The organism is Martinezella lusitana (genome assembly GCF_010668395.1).
In the GTDB taxonomy this organism is placed as follows: Bacteria; Pseudomonadota; Alphaproteobacteria; order Rhizobiales; family Rhizobiaceae; genus Rhizobium; species Rhizobium lusitanum_A.
Genome location: NZ_WUEY01000006.1, coordinates 67,483 through 82,939, shown reverse-complemented (window position 1 = coordinate 82,939; position 15,457 = coordinate 67,483). Strand labels below are relative to the sequence as shown.

General features: G+C 58.4%; 21 protein-coding genes and 1 pseudogene. 21 read left to right on the top strand and 1 reads right to left on the bottom strand.

Features of this window, described 5'->3' with window-relative positions:
* Nucleotides 1-259: 259 nt before the first annotated feature.
* Nucleotides 260-517 carry a hypothetical protein gene (locus GR212_RS15420; RefSeq protein WP_163987460.1) on the bottom strand — a complete coding sequence of 86 codons (258 nt, stop codon included), beginning with the start codon at nt 515-517 and terminating at the stop codon, nt 260-262.
* A 433-nt stretch (nt 518-950) separates the two neighbouring features.
* On the opposite strand from GR212_RS15420, the gene GR212_RS15415 reads away from it, so the two are divergent.
* The 21 genes and pseudogenes from GR212_RS15415 to GR212_RS37710 form a co-directional block, all read left to right on the top strand.
* Nucleotides 951-1,151, top strand: coding sequence for a hypothetical protein (locus GR212_RS15415; protein ID WP_163987459.1), 201 nt, complete (start codon nt 951-953; stop codon nt 1,149-1,151).
* Between the two features lie 17 nt (nt 1,152-1,168).
* Nucleotides 1,169-1,486, top strand: coding sequence for a DUF3307 domain-containing protein (locus GR212_RS15410; protein ID WP_163987458.1), 318 nt, complete (start codon nt 1,169-1,171; stop codon nt 1,484-1,486).
* The gene (locus GR212_RS15405) at nt 1,483-1,725 is read left to right on the top strand and encodes a hypothetical protein (RefSeq protein WP_163987457.1); all 243 of its coding nucleotides are present in this window, start codon (nt 1,483-1,485) and stop codon (nt 1,723-1,725) included. Before GR212_RS15410 ends, GR212_RS15405 begins: the two co-directional genes overlap by 4 nt.
* Nucleotides 1,703-2,302, top strand: coding sequence for a hypothetical protein (locus GR212_RS15400; RefSeq protein WP_163987456.1), 600 nt, complete (start codon nt 1,703-1,705; stop codon nt 2,300-2,302). The genes GR212_RS15405 and GR212_RS15400 overlap by 23 nt, the downstream gene beginning before the upstream one ends.
* A 10-nt stretch (nt 2,303-2,312) precedes the next feature.
* A complete protein-coding gene (locus tag GR212_RS15395; protein ID WP_163987455.1) occupies nt 2,313-2,669 on the top strand; it encodes a hypothetical protein in 357 nt (118 codons plus the stop codon).
* A 14-nt stretch (nt 2,670-2,683) separates the two neighbouring features.
* Nucleotides 2,684-2,899, top strand: a complete 216-nt coding sequence (locus GR212_RS15390) for a hypothetical protein (protein ID WP_163987454.1) — start codon at nt 2,684-2,686, stop codon at nt 2,897-2,899.
* A 347-nt stretch (nt 2,900-3,246) separates the two neighbouring features.
* The gene (locus GR212_RS15385) at nt 3,247-5,205 is read left to right on the top strand and encodes a terminase TerL endonuclease subunit (RefSeq protein WP_163987453.1); all 1,959 of its coding nucleotides are present in this window, start codon (nt 3,247-3,249) and stop codon (nt 5,203-5,205) included.
* Nucleotides 5,198-6,577 (top strand): phage portal protein, encoded by a 1,380-nt coding sequence (locus tag GR212_RS15380; protein WP_163987452.1) that lies wholly within the window; start codon nt 5,198-5,200, stop codon nt 6,575-6,577. Before GR212_RS15385 ends, GR212_RS15380 begins: the two co-directional genes overlap by 8 nt.
* 11 nt (nt 6,578-6,588) lie before the next feature.
* A complete protein-coding gene (locus GR212_RS15375; protein ID WP_163987451.1) occupies nt 6,589-7,992 on the top strand; it encodes an HK97 family phage prohead protease in 1,404 nt (467 codons plus the stop codon).
* 96 nt (nt 7,993-8,088) lie between these two features.
* Entirely contained in the window at nt 8,089-9,411 is a 1,323-nt protein-coding gene (locus GR212_RS15370) for a phage major capsid protein (protein ID WP_163987450.1), read from the top strand.
* Between the two features lie 30 nt (nt 9,412-9,441).
* Entirely contained in the window at nt 9,442-9,816 is a 375-nt protein-coding gene (locus GR212_RS15365) for a hypothetical protein (protein WP_163987449.1), read from the top strand.
* A gap of 55 nt (nt 9,817-9,871) precedes the next feature.
* On the top strand, nt 9,872-10,378 hold the full coding sequence (locus GR212_RS15360; RefSeq protein WP_163987448.1) for a hypothetical protein: 507 nt from the start codon (nt 9,872-9,874) through the stop codon (nt 10,376-10,378).
* 180 nt (nt 10,379-10,558) lie between these two features.
* Nucleotides 10,559-11,182: a hypothetical protein gene (locus GR212_RS15355; protein WP_163987447.1), complete on the top strand. Its 624-nt coding sequence runs from the start codon at nt 10,559-10,561 to the stop codon at nt 11,180-11,182.
* A 61-nt stretch (nt 11,183-11,243) separates the two neighbouring features.
* The gene (locus GR212_RS15350; protein WP_163987446.1) at nt 11,244-11,837 is read left to right on the top strand and encodes a phage head completion protein; all 594 of its coding nucleotides are present in this window, start codon (nt 11,244-11,246) and stop codon (nt 11,835-11,837) included.
* A complete protein-coding gene (gene gp17 / locus GR212_RS15345) occupies nt 11,837-12,238 on the top strand; it encodes a tail completion protein gp17 (protein ID WP_163987445.1) in 402 nt (133 codons plus the stop codon). The genes GR212_RS15350 and gp17 overlap by 1 nt, the downstream gene beginning before the upstream one ends.
* Before the next feature lie 3 nt (nt 12,239-12,241).
* Entirely contained in the window at nt 12,242-12,763 is a 522-nt protein-coding gene (locus GR212_RS15340; protein ID WP_163987444.1) for an HK97 gp10 family phage protein, read from the top strand.
* Nucleotides 12,706-12,930, top strand: coding sequence for a hypothetical protein (locus tag GR212_RS15335; protein WP_163987443.1), 225 nt, complete (start codon nt 12,706-12,708; stop codon nt 12,928-12,930). Before GR212_RS15340 ends, GR212_RS15335 begins: the two co-directional genes overlap by 58 nt.
* A 109-nt stretch (nt 12,931-13,039) precedes the next feature.
* On the top strand, nt 13,040-13,492 hold the full coding sequence (locus tag GR212_RS15330; protein WP_163987442.1) for a phage tail tube protein: 453 nt from the start codon (nt 13,040-13,042) through the stop codon (nt 13,490-13,492).
* Nucleotides 13,493-13,500: 8 nt separating this feature from the next.
* Nucleotides 13,501-13,938, top strand: a complete 438-nt coding sequence (locus GR212_RS15325) for a hypothetical protein (RefSeq protein WP_163987441.1) — start codon at nt 13,501-13,503, stop codon at nt 13,936-13,938.
* 53 nt (nt 13,939-13,991) lie between these two features.
* Nucleotides 13,992-14,216, top strand: coding sequence for a hypothetical protein (locus GR212_RS15320; protein WP_163987440.1), 225 nt, complete (start codon nt 13,992-13,994; stop codon nt 14,214-14,216).
* A gap of 7 nt (nt 14,217-14,223) precedes the next feature.
* Nucleotides 14,224-15,045: pseudogene (locus GR212_RS37710) on the top strand (tape measure protein); the annotation flags it as partial.
* Nucleotides 15,046-15,457: the final 412 nt, after the last annotated feature.

Below are 15,457 nucleotides of genomic sequence, written 5' to 3'. Positions count from 1 at the left end.
CAATACGTAAGCCTGTGCGATCATTCGCTGATTGCTACCTGTTGAAGTTCACCAGCGCCGGCACCCCCCCCGGCTTACCTCCATACCGTCTCCGGCAATCCGGGTGCGAGGGACAACGATAGCCGGCAGGCATTGACGCCTCTACGTCGTTGACGAGGGTCACGAGCCTGATAGCGAGGCGCGGAACGGGTTATCTAACCGGTCTACGGCGTGGAGTGGGGAAGCCTCAGCCTCGAAGATAATCTGAGAATTGGGAATTTCATCGTTTGCGCTGGAAGCCGCGCTCTTCAAGATACTCTATGCCTTTCGTTCGGCAACAGACGACGGAGTGGTGCGCCTTGTCGTTGTGCAGCAGCCGCCCCAACAACGCATCATAGGGATCCATGCCTCTGTTCATGGCGTCTCGCCAATAACGGCCGGCCTCGGGATCGCGATCGATTACCCAATCCATGTTATCCTTAGCTACTGCCCAATCGCACACATAGCTAACCTTCTCTTTCGAAGTATCTGTAGTCACGGTTTCCTCCCTAGGATAATTTTTAATCTCCACCGAAAAGCAGTGGAGATCAAGCCTCTGTAGATTTCCGGATTTGTATTGGAATTCTGAGACAAAAAATCTCCCGGGTATAAAAATGTTCTCAAACATCACCAAAGAGTGGTTCGAGCGAATGGCTGCTCTCGAAGGTGACTATGAGATCAGCGCCGGCCGCCATAGACGTGCGTTTCCGCCTGCGTACGGCAATTGTCGGTGTGCCTGTCATCACTCTGATCTGATGCATTCCACGCCATGCTGCCATCCGACCGACGATGATTTCGAATGCATAGACGCCGATATCAGGAAATACCTTGGCATCGAGACGATCCAGGACATTGTCGATGACGTATCGCGAAACTTTGCCGCGGATCTTGGTAGGATCTGCGGTTCATCATCAGTTCGAAAGGAACCTCCGATGACCACCACAGTAATCGTGCAGGCGAACCACGGCTGGCCGGTAGACGTCACCGTGATCGACACCGCCACGAATGAGGCGCGAACCACGGCGCGTGTCCCAAAGGACCACGAAGTGCCTTTCTACGTCCACAGCGGCCAGGATCTCCTTATCCATGAGGTTCAGCCCTACGAACTCGCTGCCGAAGCGGATGCGGAATAGGTCCGGGGGAAGTAGCCGTGGAACAGATCTTCATGCTCGCCCTTATGCTGCTCGGAGCACATTGGGTTTGTGACTACCCCCTCCAGGGCGACTTCCTCTCCACGGCAAAGGCGGCCGGTCCCCTTCGGATCTATCACTTGGTCGCTCATGCCGGTATCCAAGGCGCTGCGGTCGCCTTCGTCACGGGGAATGTCTGGCTCGGTCTTGCCGAATGGCTCGCACATACCGTCATCGATGAGTTGAAGGTCGAGAGAAAGATCTCGTTCGCTGTCGACCAGGCGCTTCACCTCGTCAGCAAGCTTCTCTGGTTGGCGATTTGGGTGGCCGTGCGATGAAAGTGAACATCGTAGCCGACGGGACCAAGCGCGGAACGATTGTCCGCGACGTCGCAGGCAATCCGATCGAAGGCATCACCGAAATCATATTCAAACATCAGGGCGGTGGATCTCCTGAGATCGAATTGGGGCTCGTTCTGATCCCAGCTGTCATCGACGGCGAAGCGGTCGTCTACGGCCCGAACGGCAAATTGATCTCCAAGATCATCTACAAAGATGGAAGCGAAAGCGTTTACTGATCACCCAGCCGTTGTTGTGGCCGGGGGACCATCCGTCACCGTCAACGAGATCCGAACGATCGGAATTGCTCGTGCTGCCGATCGGTGCAGAGTGATCGCCGTCAATGATGCGATTTATCCGTGCTGGTTTGCCGATTGGCTGCACGCCGCAGATCGCCGTTGGTGGCTCGAACACGCCGGCGTGCCGGCGTTCACCGGGTGCAAGACTTCGCTTGAGCCGGTGAGCTATTCCGACGTCAAAATGCTACGGGTCACAGGCGTTGAAGGCTTCGACCCGCGACCCTGTTGCATTCGGAGCGGTGGCAACTCCGGCTACCAGGCTGTTCATCTCGCTGCCCAACTTGGCGCGAGAAAGATAATTATCCTGGGGCTCGATTACACCGACGACGGCGCCCGCTCGCACTGGTTCGGCCACCACCGGCCGGGCATGGACAAGCAGTCGGACGTCCGGCAGTGGCGAATTCGGTTGCGCGAACTGACCCACCTTTTGAACGGCATGGGCGTCGAGATCCTGAATGCCGGTATGAAATCCACGCTGACGTGGTTGCCGCGGGTTGACCTCGGGCAGGAACTTTAAGGAGAGCCTCATGTCCACGATCACCCCTAAGTCCCTCACTATTGCGGGTTCGGCGGCCGATTTCGCCGCGACCGCAGTTGCGGGTGACGAAATCAGCTACAGCGGCGGCGATCTTCTGATCGAATTTCGCAACGGTCACACCGGCTCGATCACAGTGAACGTTGCTCCGACCAAAACCACCGGCGTCGTCACCGGTGCTGGGCCGGTTACGATTCCAACGCGCAGCCTTGCGTTGCCGGCCGGCTCGGACGGTGCATTTCTGCTGAAATCGGACCAGATCGGCGCCTACGTCAACGCGAACAACCGTATCCCGATCACGTACACCGGCGGCAACGTGGCGATGCTGGTCCGTGCGATCCGTCTCTAGTCGGCACTGGCTGCATGACATTTCTGGGATTCCGATCTGCGAACCGCGCGCCGCATTCCGTGGATTACGAGGCGATCAAGAAGAACGTCTTCCATGATCAGGATGTCCTGATCGTCAATATCAACGACACCAACCTGCCATGGCCGGACAGGGAACTGCTGAAGGGCATCGGCGAGCGCCTCTACGGCAAGAAGCCCGCAAAGGTGCGTGATGGCCGGAAACAAGAATAGCGGCGGTTCCAACAGGCTCTCGGATGCCGAAAAGATCCGTCGCGGTACCTTTCGTCCGGATCGATCTGAAGCAGCGTACGGCGAGCGGGCTGCTGCGACCGTCGTAACCGGTGTTTTCCTCTCCGATATCCCGCTGCCTACCTTTCCGTTGGATGAGTTCGGCAGAGCCACTTACCAGAAATTCGCACAACTGCTGTTGGACCAGGGAAAATTGACGTCGGTCACAGCAGCCCACTGCGAGTCTTTGGGCATGATCGACATGCGCATAAACCGCAAGATCACAGCCGGCAAGATCCCGACAGCTGACGACATGAAGCAGCGCACTTCGGTAATAAGGATGCTCGGAGTTGCCGAAAACGCGCCAGTCATCGCAGGGAAAGCGAAAAGCCGGTTCGAGGGCGCAGGGTTCAGTAATTCTCGGGCTTCACCGTTCAGATTGCGCTCATCTCGATCCTCTGATCCTGGAAAACTCTGAGACCGGGGAAGAGGAGCTTGTCCCAGACTACCCGGCGATCGCGCATTATTATGCAGAGTGCGTGGTATCGGGACGCCTGCCCAGCAATCGTCTCCTCGTGGCGGCAGCCAAACGCTACCTCCGCATGCTGGAGATGGCGAAGAACGACAGGAACGAGTTCTACTATTCGCCTGAGCATGTTGTCGATTTCTGCCGGTTTGGCGAGCGGCTCCGGCACTTCGAAAGTGGCAACTGGGAAATCAACCAGATCGATGCGGATGGGAAACCTGATCCAAGCATCATCCTTGAGCCCTTCGAGATCTGGATTGAGTCCGCGTGCCAAGGCTTCCGCCGGCGGCTCAACGGAACGAGGCTGGTCGAAACGGCGCTGGAGCTCATCCCGCGCAAGAATGCGAAGTCGCTGAGAGCGGCTCGAGCCGCTCTTTATGAGCTTTGCTGCGCGCCTGGCCTTGGACAGGAAATTCCGATCGCCGCGGCTACCGCCAAACAGGCTGACGACACGCTGTTTGGCGATATCGTCAAAATGGTCAAGAACGACCAGGAGCTAATTGAAGAATTCGGACTTCGGGTCACGAACGACGAGGTCACAAAGGGTGAAAGCAAGATTTTCAAGCTCTCGTCTCAGGGCGAGCGACTTGACGGTCTGAACCCGAGCCTTGCACTTTTCGAAGAGGGGCACGCCGGCGCCGCGAGCGTCTATAAGGTAGTCGATTCCGCTTTTGGTGCGCGGCCGAACGCTCAACGCCGAATGATCACCACGGCGGGTTACCGGGCCGAGGGACCTGGCTTCGATCTTCTAAAGCAAGCAGAGATGGTGCTCCTCCACGGTATGGAGGATTACACCTTCTTCGCAGCGATCTACACCCTGGATCCGGAGGACTATCAAAATCCGGAAACCAAGGCGATCGATTGGGATCGATTGCTTCGGACACCCGAACTAATCGCCAAGGCAAACCCGATGTACGGGATCAGCCTGGATCCGATCAAGATCAATGCGTCGGTCCTTCAGGGCCACAAGCTTCGACCGGACAAGCGCGGCGAGATCGCCAGAACAAGGTTCAATCTATGGACCGGCGCCGGCATGACGCTGATTGAAGCGGCTGCATGGGCTGCCTGCTTTCTGAAGGGGCTGGACCTTTCACACTTCATCGGGAAGCGGTGCTGGATCGGCGTCGACCTTGGTCAGGTGCTCGATATGTGCGCCATCATCCTGCTGTTCGAGATGCCAAACGACAAGTTGGCAGTGTTCGGTCAATTTTATCTTCCGGAGCAGTCGCCGACGGCGGAAAATGCCGATCTAGTCGACAACCTCGCCCTATGGCAGGAGGCGGGATATTTATACCTGACTCCGGGGCCACTTGCGGATCACGACTTGGTTCGGAGCCATATCGAGCAGTTTTGCGAGCTCTTCGATGTCCAGGTTATCGCCTGTGACCCGATGCAGGCTCACAACACGGTCAAGCATCTTTGGGACGGGAACAAGCCCGTCATGGTCTATCCGAACAACCAGAAGACAATGACAGCGCCGACCGACGACATCATCGGCCGTGTCGCGACGCAGCGCATATTGCATGACAACAACCCGGTTCTGTCCTGGATGGTCGGCAACACCCACGGCGATCGTTGGCCAAACGGATCGATCCTGCCGAGGAAAGATAAAAAGGACTCGCCGCGGAAGATCGATGGCTTCGTGGCCATGTGCTTCGCGAACGGGTGCCGGCTGGATCCGGCCGAAGCAAAGCCGGCTGGAGAGGCTCAGGGCATCAATACCGATCCCTATCAGCATCGCGGGCTGATCGGTTTTGAAAATGTGGAAATGGCAAATGGCTGATGATCTGATCGTTCAGAACGAAATCGACGGCGGGCATCAGCTGGAGCTGTTCGAAAAGAGCCATGGCGATGAAATGACCATGACGCAGTTCGCGGAATGGATTGAGGGCAATTTCGCAGGAACGGGCGTTGCCGGCGCCATGCAGATCGGGGCGTTGATGCTCTGCTGCGACGTCATTGCGCAGGACATCTCGAAGGCAACCTTCCGGTTTCGCCAGCTTCTTGAAAACGGAACGTCGAAGGTCGTCGACCCTCGCCGCAATGATATGGCCGCGTTCCTCAAGCTGGAGCCCAACCCGCGCCATACTTGGCGCAACTGCATCGAGATGATGGTCTATTGGTCATGCTTGACCGACAATGCCTACGCCGGCGTCATTCGCGCCAATGACGGCACGCCGCTCGAAATCATCCCGTTTCAGACGGGCAGGGTCCAGGAGAAGATCTACGGCCGAGAGGTCTTCTACGAGGTTACTGCCGGCACCATGCAAGAGCAGGCTCTCCTTGGCGCAGTGTCTAGGACATTCGCAGAACGGGACATGATCCATGTTCGCACTCGCATGCTCGACGGAATGTGCGGCTACTCCACCCTGACGGCGGGGCGCAAGACGCTCGATATCATGAACAACCTCGCGGACTACCGGAAAAACCTGTTCGGCGACGAAGGGCAGCTCCGGGGAATTTTTAGCCGAGACAATCTCGAGCCTATACCAGATCCGATCTTTCAGCGGCTCAGGAGTCAGTTCAAGGAGCTGATGCATCGGTTCCGGAAACTGACCGAGCCGATCGTGCTTGAAGGTGGTGTCAAGTTTCAGGCGGTCTCGTCGAAGCCGGCCGAGATGGAGCTCGTCAAGGAATTCGAGGCGCAGATCAACGAAATCTGCCGTCTCTTCCGCATGCCGCCCCACAAAATCTTCCTGATGGACGGTTCCAAGTACGACAATCTGGAAACCCAGGAGAAGATGTACGTCGGCGACACGCTGATACCGCGGGCGGAAGCGTTCGAGGAACAGTTCGCCAAAATCTTGCTGAGCCGAAAGGAAAGGCTGAGCTATTTCTTTGAGTTCGATCGCAGCGAAATGACCCTTCGGGATACGAAGGCTGAGACCGATCGCACTATCCGCGCCGTCGAGCGCGGTATCATCGAAATCGACGAAGCTCGAGCCGTATTCGGTCTGAACCCGCTCGCCAATGGTTCCGGCCAGGTCCGTCTTGTGCCGGTGAACATGTCACTGGTCAATCGGAAGAACGAGGTCGTCGTCGGAGGCGCCTCAACGCCGTCGGGCGACAACGCTGATGCCTCTGATCAGTCCAACGAACAGCAAACAGAAGAGACGGCCGCTGAAAAGGGCGTCGGTCTCCGACTGGTGAAATAAGGAGGCCGTTGATGGCTTTGAAGTTCAAGAAGGCTTCGGCCGACGAGGCCCGCGCCAAGCGCAAGGAGCATGTGAAGGACGTCGCCGGCGGCGTCGCGGTTGTGAAGGGATTTCGGGCTCCGCCGTCCTGGAACGACGACACACGCAGCGCCCGGTTCATCATGTCGACCGAGAATGTCGATCGCTATCGCGATATCGTCGTTCAGAATGGCATCGATACGACGAACTTCGAAGCGAATCCGCAGGGGCTGCTTTTCCACAACAGCAGGGCATGGCCGATCGGCAATTGGTCCGCTGTCACCAAGGTTCTTTCCGGACGTCCGAAGCGCACCGAAGGCGTGCTGAACTTTCTCCCGGAAGGGACGGATGAGGATGCGGACCGCGCAGCCCGCCATGTTAAGGCCGGCTCGATCCGCACCGTTTCGATCGGATTCATCCCGGACTGGAACGAGGTCGATTTCATCCTCGACGAAGACGAGGATTGGACCGGCGGCTTCCGCTTCAACAAGTGCGAGCTGATTGAATGCTCTCTCGTGCCGATCCCGGCGCAGCCCGACGCTCTCGTGAAGGACGCCGGCGGCGACATGAAACTAGCACGAGATCTCATCGAAGATATTCTCGACACCTACACCAAGACCCCGGAAGGTCTCCTGGTCCCGGTCGACGCTTATGCGGAGAAGCACTTCGAGCTCGGCGGCCATCGCACCTCGATTATCGTCGACAAGTCCTTGCTGCCCAACACAAAATTCGTGGCGCCGACAGACATGAAGATTGCGGCGACCTCGGATGACGAAGCCAAGGCCTATGTCGGTGCAAAGGTTGCACTCGATCCGGCTCACTCCGAAAACAAGGATGTGCTCGAGTTCTGGTCGAAGGACACCGGCGAGATCATCGCCAGCTGGATCGTTCTCGAGGGGGAATTCAAAGGGGCCCATGCTCTCGCTGTGGAGTTCCTGACCGATCACGGCGTGAGCGGCATGATCCGCGGCGCGAAGGCAGAGCGCTTCCTACTCGTCAAGGATTCCGATGAATCCTCCGAAGACGAGGACGAACCGGACGACCAGGACGATTCCGAAGTCCAGGACGTAGATGAGGGCGATCTGGACGAGGAGAAAGACGTCGTCAAAGAGGTCCCCAGCCTGAAGATCAAGGTCTCCGTCGGCTCCGATATTGATCAGACGAAGAAGCAGGTCGAGGAGCTCGAGTCAGTTGTTGATCGTGTCATCGGCAAGATCGGCAAACTCTTCGGCAAATCCAAGGAACAACAGCCGGCCCCGGAAAAGAGGGATCCTGTCGTCGATATTCAGCCCGAAATCAAAGAGCCACCGACGGTGGCACAGATTGCTGCCGCCAAGGCGAATGCGGCCGCTCTTCGTGAGCGCCTCATCAGCAAAGGAATGATCGCCGCGGAATAGTCCCGCCGGATCACAGAACTCCCTCCCGGGCACACCGAAGGGACCAACAGGCTGCCGAAAGGCGGCCTTTTTTATTGCCATATAGGAGAACAATCCATGAACTTGGCACAGCTTCGCGCCCGGCTGAAGGCACTCACCGGCGAACTCGATGTCCTCACCGTAAAGGACGCACTGACCGCCGAAGACATCACGGCGATCGAAACCAAGACCACCGAAATCGAAGACGTCGAGAAGAGCATCGGCATCCTCGAAAAGGCGGAGGCAGCCAAGGCTCGAGCAGCGCTTCCCGCGGACACTCCGATCAACGAACAGCAGCGTACGGTTCCGGCCCAGCCCGAACAGAAGCTGTCCACCTCGGAGAAGATCGGTCTGATGGTTGCCGGTATGGCCAAGGCTCATATCGAGACCGGCATGAAGGGGGCGGCCGCGACCTTCAAGGCTATGGAAGAAGCCGGCTTCGGCTACGTCGCCAAGGAATTCGCCGACGCGCATAAGAAGCGCGCGCTGAACTCCGGTTCCGCGGCCTCGGGCGGTGTTCTCGTTCCGGAGAATATGGCGAATGAGATCATCGACATTCTTCGCCCGAATACCACCTTCCTGCAGGCCGGTCCGCGTCGTGTCCCGCTGGTTGGCGGAAACTATAAGGTGCCGGCCGCCGCCTCTGGCGCGACCGCGGGTTGGCGCGGTGAAGGAAAGCCGGTGGCAACGAGCCAGCCGACTTTCAAAGACATCAACATGACCACGAAGTTCCTGGACTCGCTGGTTCCGTTGACCAACCAGATCATTCGCTTCTCGCTGCCGGATGTCCGCGCGTGGGTCGAGATGGACATGTCGCAGTCCATGGGCGTCGAGCTCGATCGCGCCGCATACTACGGCTCCGGCACCGTCAACCAGCCTCTCGGGATCACCAAGATCCCCGGCATCTTCCGCAAGGGGGCCCAGGGTGGCGTGTCGCCGTCCATCGCTCAGCTCGAAGAAGATGCATCCGCGCTCGAACTGTCGATGATGAATGCTAACCTGCCGATGCTCGGCGCGGCTTGGGTGATGAACCCGACGACGTTCATCTACCTCCAGAACCTCCGAGACGGCAACGGCAACCGCTACTACCCCGAGCTGCAGAACGCCACTCCGACGTGGCGCAACAAGCGGGTGTTTGTCACCACGCAGGTTCCTGCAAACGGCGGCGGCACGACGGACGAATCCGAGATCATGCTGGTCGCATTCGGACATGTTCTGTTCGGCGAGGGGACCTCAATTTCCTTCTCCGTCTCCACGGAAGCCACCTTCGTCAAGGATGGTGTCGCCGTCTCGGCTTTCCAGAACGATCTCACGCTCATCAAGGCTTCGGCCGAGGCGGACGTCGACATGCGTTACCTGGAGTCGGTCGCTGTGCTCGAAGGCGTACGTTGGGGTCGATAAGACCCCAACCCTTTTTGAAGGAGGGCCTAAATGAGGGTCGTAAAGAAGACCGGCCTTGTGCCGGTTCACACCAAGCACGACACCAAGGTTTTTGGTGTGTCACCGACTGTCGCCGCCAAGGGCGTCGCCGAGGGTTCGCTTTTTCTCGCCGACATACCGGAAGGCGTCGAAACCACGGATGTAGCCGCTCCGGCGCCATCCGTTCCACTGGAACCGCTCGAGGTCGATGGCGTCGTGCAGATTCCCGACAACTGGGAAGATCTGCACTACGCCACGAAGATCGCGCTCGCGAGGTCGCTCCTTGGCGGCGAGCTTCCGGAAATCGCAGACAAGAAGCCTGCCGAAGTCGCTCGCGACATCATCCAGGAAGAGGTAGCGCGCCGCGCTGCTTCCGCGGCTGAATAAGCCACCACCATCAATCGCCGATCAAAGTCGGATGAACGCATGAAGGAGAAAATCCATGCGCGCAGAATTTCATAACGGGGGTGCCTTCGCTCGGACCGCCCGGGGCTCTGGAAACAACGCCGTGGTAGCCGCCGGGGCGGGCGACGCGGTAGAGGTGAACTCCGCCTGGCAGTCGCGAATGAGCGAGGGGGGTATCGCCCTTTCGGCCAAACTGATCGTCAGCTTCACGACGACGCTTGCCGCAGGAGCCACTTTGACTTTTGCCGGTAATTTTCAGGATGCACTCGACGGCACCGGCCTTGGCGCGGCTGATTTCGGCGCATCTGTGCCGGCAACGGTTGTAGCGACCGGCGCAGCCGGGGGATCCACGGAGACGGGTACGTTTGAGATCGACGTAGATCTCTCCGGAGCGCGCGAATTCATCCGGGGGCAGATGACACCCAACCTGTCAGCCGGTGCAACTGATACCGCCGCCTGGCATATGGACTTCGTCTTCTTCGGCGATCACCGCCAGCCGATCACGAAGTCGCCGGTCAATATCGGCTCCGTCGACGCCCTCTGAGGCGATGAAGTCCCCTCGTAAGGGCGGCTCAATCCGCCCTTCGAGTTCCAGGAGGTGGCGATGGCTACTGAAAAGACTCCGGTTCAGCCGCGACCGGTTCAGCCGGTGAAAGGTATCCCTCAGGTGACACGCGACATCGTCGCCGGGCGTCGCAACGGCTCTTACACCACTCGGTGACATATGCTGGACATTGAGATCGTCACTCCGCCAACGAAGACGGCGCTGGATATCGTTTCCGTTGCTGAGTTCGCTCGCCATTTACACCTCTCTTCGACGTTGCGAAACAACGCCGACTGGGTGGCGAATATGTCAGATGCGCTCAAAGAGGCGGTCGATAAGATCCATGGCCTGTCTGGCGAGCTCAACAGAATGGTCCTGCCTTGTACGCTCAAACGGTACTTGAGCTCGTTTCCGGCCGACGGCAGACCGATCCAGCTTCCATACCCGGATCTGATTTCGCTCGACGCGATAACGATTGAGGATGGGTCGAGCCCGCCGAACAATCTGGATCCGGCAGCCTACATAGTGACAGACTCTTTGGTGCCGGAAGTCTACGCGGTTCAAGGTTGGCCCCCACTGCCGGCACGCCCCAGGGGCGTTTCGGTGACCTATCAGGCGGGCTACACACAGTTCCCCCTGAACATCAAGCGATACGTCAAGATCCTTGCCGCTCACATGATGGAGAACCCGGAGGCTACAATCATGGAGCCCCGCCAAATGCAAATCAATCGCAAGGTGGAGTTCGGTATCGACAGTCTGCGCGCTGCTCTGCGAATCCCGGTGTCCTACGACGACTGGCTGTGATCGGCGTCGCGTGGCGACCTCATAGGAATGTTCAATGCGAATTGGCAGTCAATGGAACCTGATGACCGTGCGGCGCCGCGTCCAAGTCGGCACCAATGCAGCCAATGAACCGAACTTCGTCTGGCAAGACTGGCGTCCGGACATTTTCTGTGAAGTGACACTAAAGCGCGGCAAGGAGCAATTCGATCCCGTCGGCAAGAAGCGATACGCGGAGGATGTTTGGCAGTTTCGGACCCGGTATGACGAGGTGAGGGGCCTCGATGCCGCGATGAAGATCCTCCACGAGGGCAACACCTATGACATCAAGGCCATTCTGCCCGATGGCCAAAAGCAGTGGGATTGCGTGATCGAAGCGACCCTTCAGGACGGCGCGCTCGGCGGGACCGCGCTGCTTGCGCAGATATTGACGATGATCCCGACAGGTATCGTCGGCCAACCATACGACGACTTGGCCATAGACGTTGCCGGCGGAACCCAACCCTATTCTCTTGTCGCAAGCGGGCTACCTCCAGGTCTTGCTCTCGACCCAGTCACGGCAATCATCTCAGGGACTCCGTCCACGCCGGGGGCTTTCTCCGTCGAGATTGGTGTGACTGACGCCAGCGGCCTCCACGAGGATCTACCGGCGTTTGACATCCTGGTGGAGGAAACCTGATGTCTTCCATCATCATCGCAAACTACCTGTTAGCCCGGGATGCGTCGGTGAAGGCGATCGCGAGCAATCGCATATACCCGATTCAGGCGCCGCAGGGCGCCACGCGACCATACATCGTCACAAACAAGGTGGGTTCAAAAGACCACGGTTTGGTGAATGCACCCGGCAAATATTACCGGGAAAGGCTGACCGTAGAGTGCATCACTGATGAAGCGCTCACCTCCATCAAGCTGGGAGATGCGGTTATGGGGTGCCTGAGCGGGATTACCAAGCGCTCCATCGCCGACTTCATTGATGTCGATATTCGGTTCGCCGACGTCGACTTTTCAGACCAAAATGACACGCAAACCGCATTCCGTGACGTGAAGCAATTCTTCATTTGGTGGCGCGCGAAGGGGTGACAGATGGCGCCTTTTAAGAAGTCCGGCATCACGGGCGACAAGGAATTGATCGCCAACCTACGTGAACTGGCGAAGGGGCCGACCAAGGCAGAGGTCGATCAGGCTGCGACCCAATCGCTCAAGCCGATGCTCGATAAGACCATCCAACGCCTGAAAGAAAATCGGAACTTCTTCGGCAAGTATCCTGGCTTTCCGCAGCCGAAGTCTCCGCGCAAGGGCGGCCATGTCGACGAAGGAATCGTTGTCAAAAAGAGCAGCGGGTCATCGAAGACGAAGTTCATCTACAAGCTCGGCGCCACCAAGCGAGCGCGGTACCTGCTCCATCTGGTCGAGTTCGGTACCGCTCCCCACCACCAGCCAAATTTTCGCGGCGGCTTCGATCATCCAGGCGCTCGAGCTCATCCATCGCTTTTGCCCTCTTTCGATGAGGAGGCGAACAAGGTGCCCACTACCTTCGGGAGGTCAATATGGAACACAATGACGGACAAAATAGCGAGGATGAAAAAGGGGCCGCGCGGGAAATAACCGAGGCGGCAACCTCTGCCGCTCCCGAGACGACCAAAGTCTCGAAGAAGGCTGCTGCAGCCAGCCGTGATCATGGCGAGTGGAAATACAAGCCCTGGGGCGGCCTTGATCATTGGGTTCACGAGCGGACCGGCGATACCACGTTCGATCTCCGCAAAATTCAATAACGCTCTGTCTCTGACAGATCACTAACGCGGCCTCTGGCCCGTTCAGGCTGCCGGCAACGGCGGCCTTTTTCGTGCGCCTTTTTGGCAAATCCCACCATAGGAGAGAATCATGAGCCAGAAGTCCACTGGTAAGGCCGGTATCGGCGTTACCATGCAGGTTGGCGACGGCGCGTCGCCGGAAGTCTTCACCACCGTCGCCAACGTCACCACAATGAGCGTCGGTGGCGTCACGCTCAATACCATCGATGCGACCCACCTGAATTCGCCGAACTTCTACCAGGAATTCATCGCCGGCCTGAAGAGCGCCGACGAGTGGACGTTTACGATGCAGTGGGATCCGACCGATCCGACGCAAAGCGGGACCACCGGCCTTCGCGCGAAGCTCGAGGCACGCGAGCTCGTTACCTTCCGCATCAACACCCAGGCCATCGGCCTCCCGATCAGCCTCGAGGCGGACGCGTTCGTTTCGCAGCTCGGCAACATCGACATTTCACCCGAGGCGATCATGACCCAGCAGTGCACCATTCGTCCGTCGGGTGCACCGCGCGAAGTCGATAACTAAGGTGGCCGATGGATAAGCCGGCAAATAAATCGCGCGGCGAGGTGGCCATTCCGGAAGCGGGTGAGGGTGCCTTCATCCGCTTTTCGGTCGACGCGCTGGAACGCCTTCAGGCTGCCGTGGGAGATGACTACATCAATGTCGTGATCAGCAAGCTCGCGAAGGTGGACGTCAAGACCTACAAGCTCTGCATTGCGTGCGCAGCGAACGACGACGGCATCCTTGCGGCATTCCCGTGGGGACTGACGTTGGAGGAAGTGAACATCAAAATTCTTGATGCTCTCTTCCTGACCATCCACGGCCGCGACTGGGCTGAACAGCAAGAATTTGAGCGGAAAAAGGTCGAGAAGGAGCTGGATGACCTCCAGTCCAGGCTCGAAGCAAACCCTCAGATGGCGGCCTACCTCTCATCGAAGCTGCCCACGAAGCAGGATACCGAGTCGGACTGAAGCCCGACGAGGTACGCCGCTACACCCCATTTGAGATCTTTAAGTACGCCAAGTTGGCCGGCGAGCACTCTTATGAGCGTCTCGTCAATTCGGCCTGGCTTACTGCCTTGCTCACGTCGACGGGCACCAACGCTCCCAAGAACTTCCCGAAGAGCCCCGACGACCTTCTGAAAAAGAGGGGCGTCGTCGAAGAGGTCATGAACCCCAAGCAATGGCTGGGGATCATCAAGCACCTCACCGGCGGCAACAAAGCCAAGAAACCCAAAAAGCGAGAATAGGGCCCGGATGTCTGCTGGAGAAGTCGGCAATATCCATATCGGCTTGTATGTCGATATTGGGGACAGCCGCCGTTTTACCGACGTTGCCAATCTTGTAGAGCGCGACTCGCGAAGGATGAATTCGTCTCTGGCGAATACTTCCAATGCGGTTCGCTCTCTGCGGACACAGATGGGGACGAACCTTCGGATCAAGCTCGCCAACGAGTCTCTGAAGGATCTCTCGCGGGCAACAGATGAAGTTGGCCGTCTGCGGGCCGCTATGCTTGGAATTGCGGCGGTCGCCGGCGCAGGGTTCACGGGCGCGTTCACCGGCGCCTATCTCGTGCAGACCGCCGACAAGTATCGGCTGCTGAGCAACCAGATCTCGACCGTCACGGACTCGAGCTCGTCGCTTGCGGCGGTTCAGGATGCCCTTTACGCGGTATCCCAGCGCACTCGCTCGTCCCTCGAGTCAACGACCCAGATTTACGCACGCACCGCGCGCGCGACCGATCAATACGGCTATTCCCAGCAGAAGCTCTTGCGCATCACTGAGACCGTCCAGAAGGCGTTCGCGATCGGCGGCGCGACCCCGCAGGAAGCATCCGGCGCGGCGCTCCAGCTGTCCCAAGGTATCGCTTCCAATCGCTTCGGCGGTGACGAATATCGTTCGGTAGCAGAGAATGCCCCGGTTCTGCTCAAGGGCATCGCCGATGCACTGAACGTCGATCTCGGCACTCTCCGCAAGATGTCCCAGGCTGGCGAGCTCACCGCCCAGAAGGTGACAGAAGCGATCGTCAAGGCAAGCGACAAGATCGATGCCGAGTTCGCGAAGACCATCCCTACTGTCGCTCAGTCCTTCACCCTCCTTGATAATGCTTTCCTCCGCTATGTCGGTCAGACCGATGACGCCTATGGCGGCACGCGAGCTCTCGCCGGCGCCATCAAGGGCCTCGCCGATAACTTCGACGAGATCATGCCATACATCACCAAAGTCACGGGTGGCCTGGTCGCGCTCTATGCGGCGCGAAAACTGGTGCTCACGGGGCAGGGCGTGGCCGCTGGCGTCAGCAAGACCAATGCCGGCATTCGCGAACAGATCGGCGACTATGTCGATGAGCAGAAGGGCATCACCAAGCACCTCGCTGAAATCGACGCGCAGAAGGCGAATGTTTCGTCGACGCGCGATGCTGCGATCGACTCAATCGCTGTGAAGCAGTCCAACGAGGTGAATGCTGCGAAGGAGAAGGAGTTCACGGCGC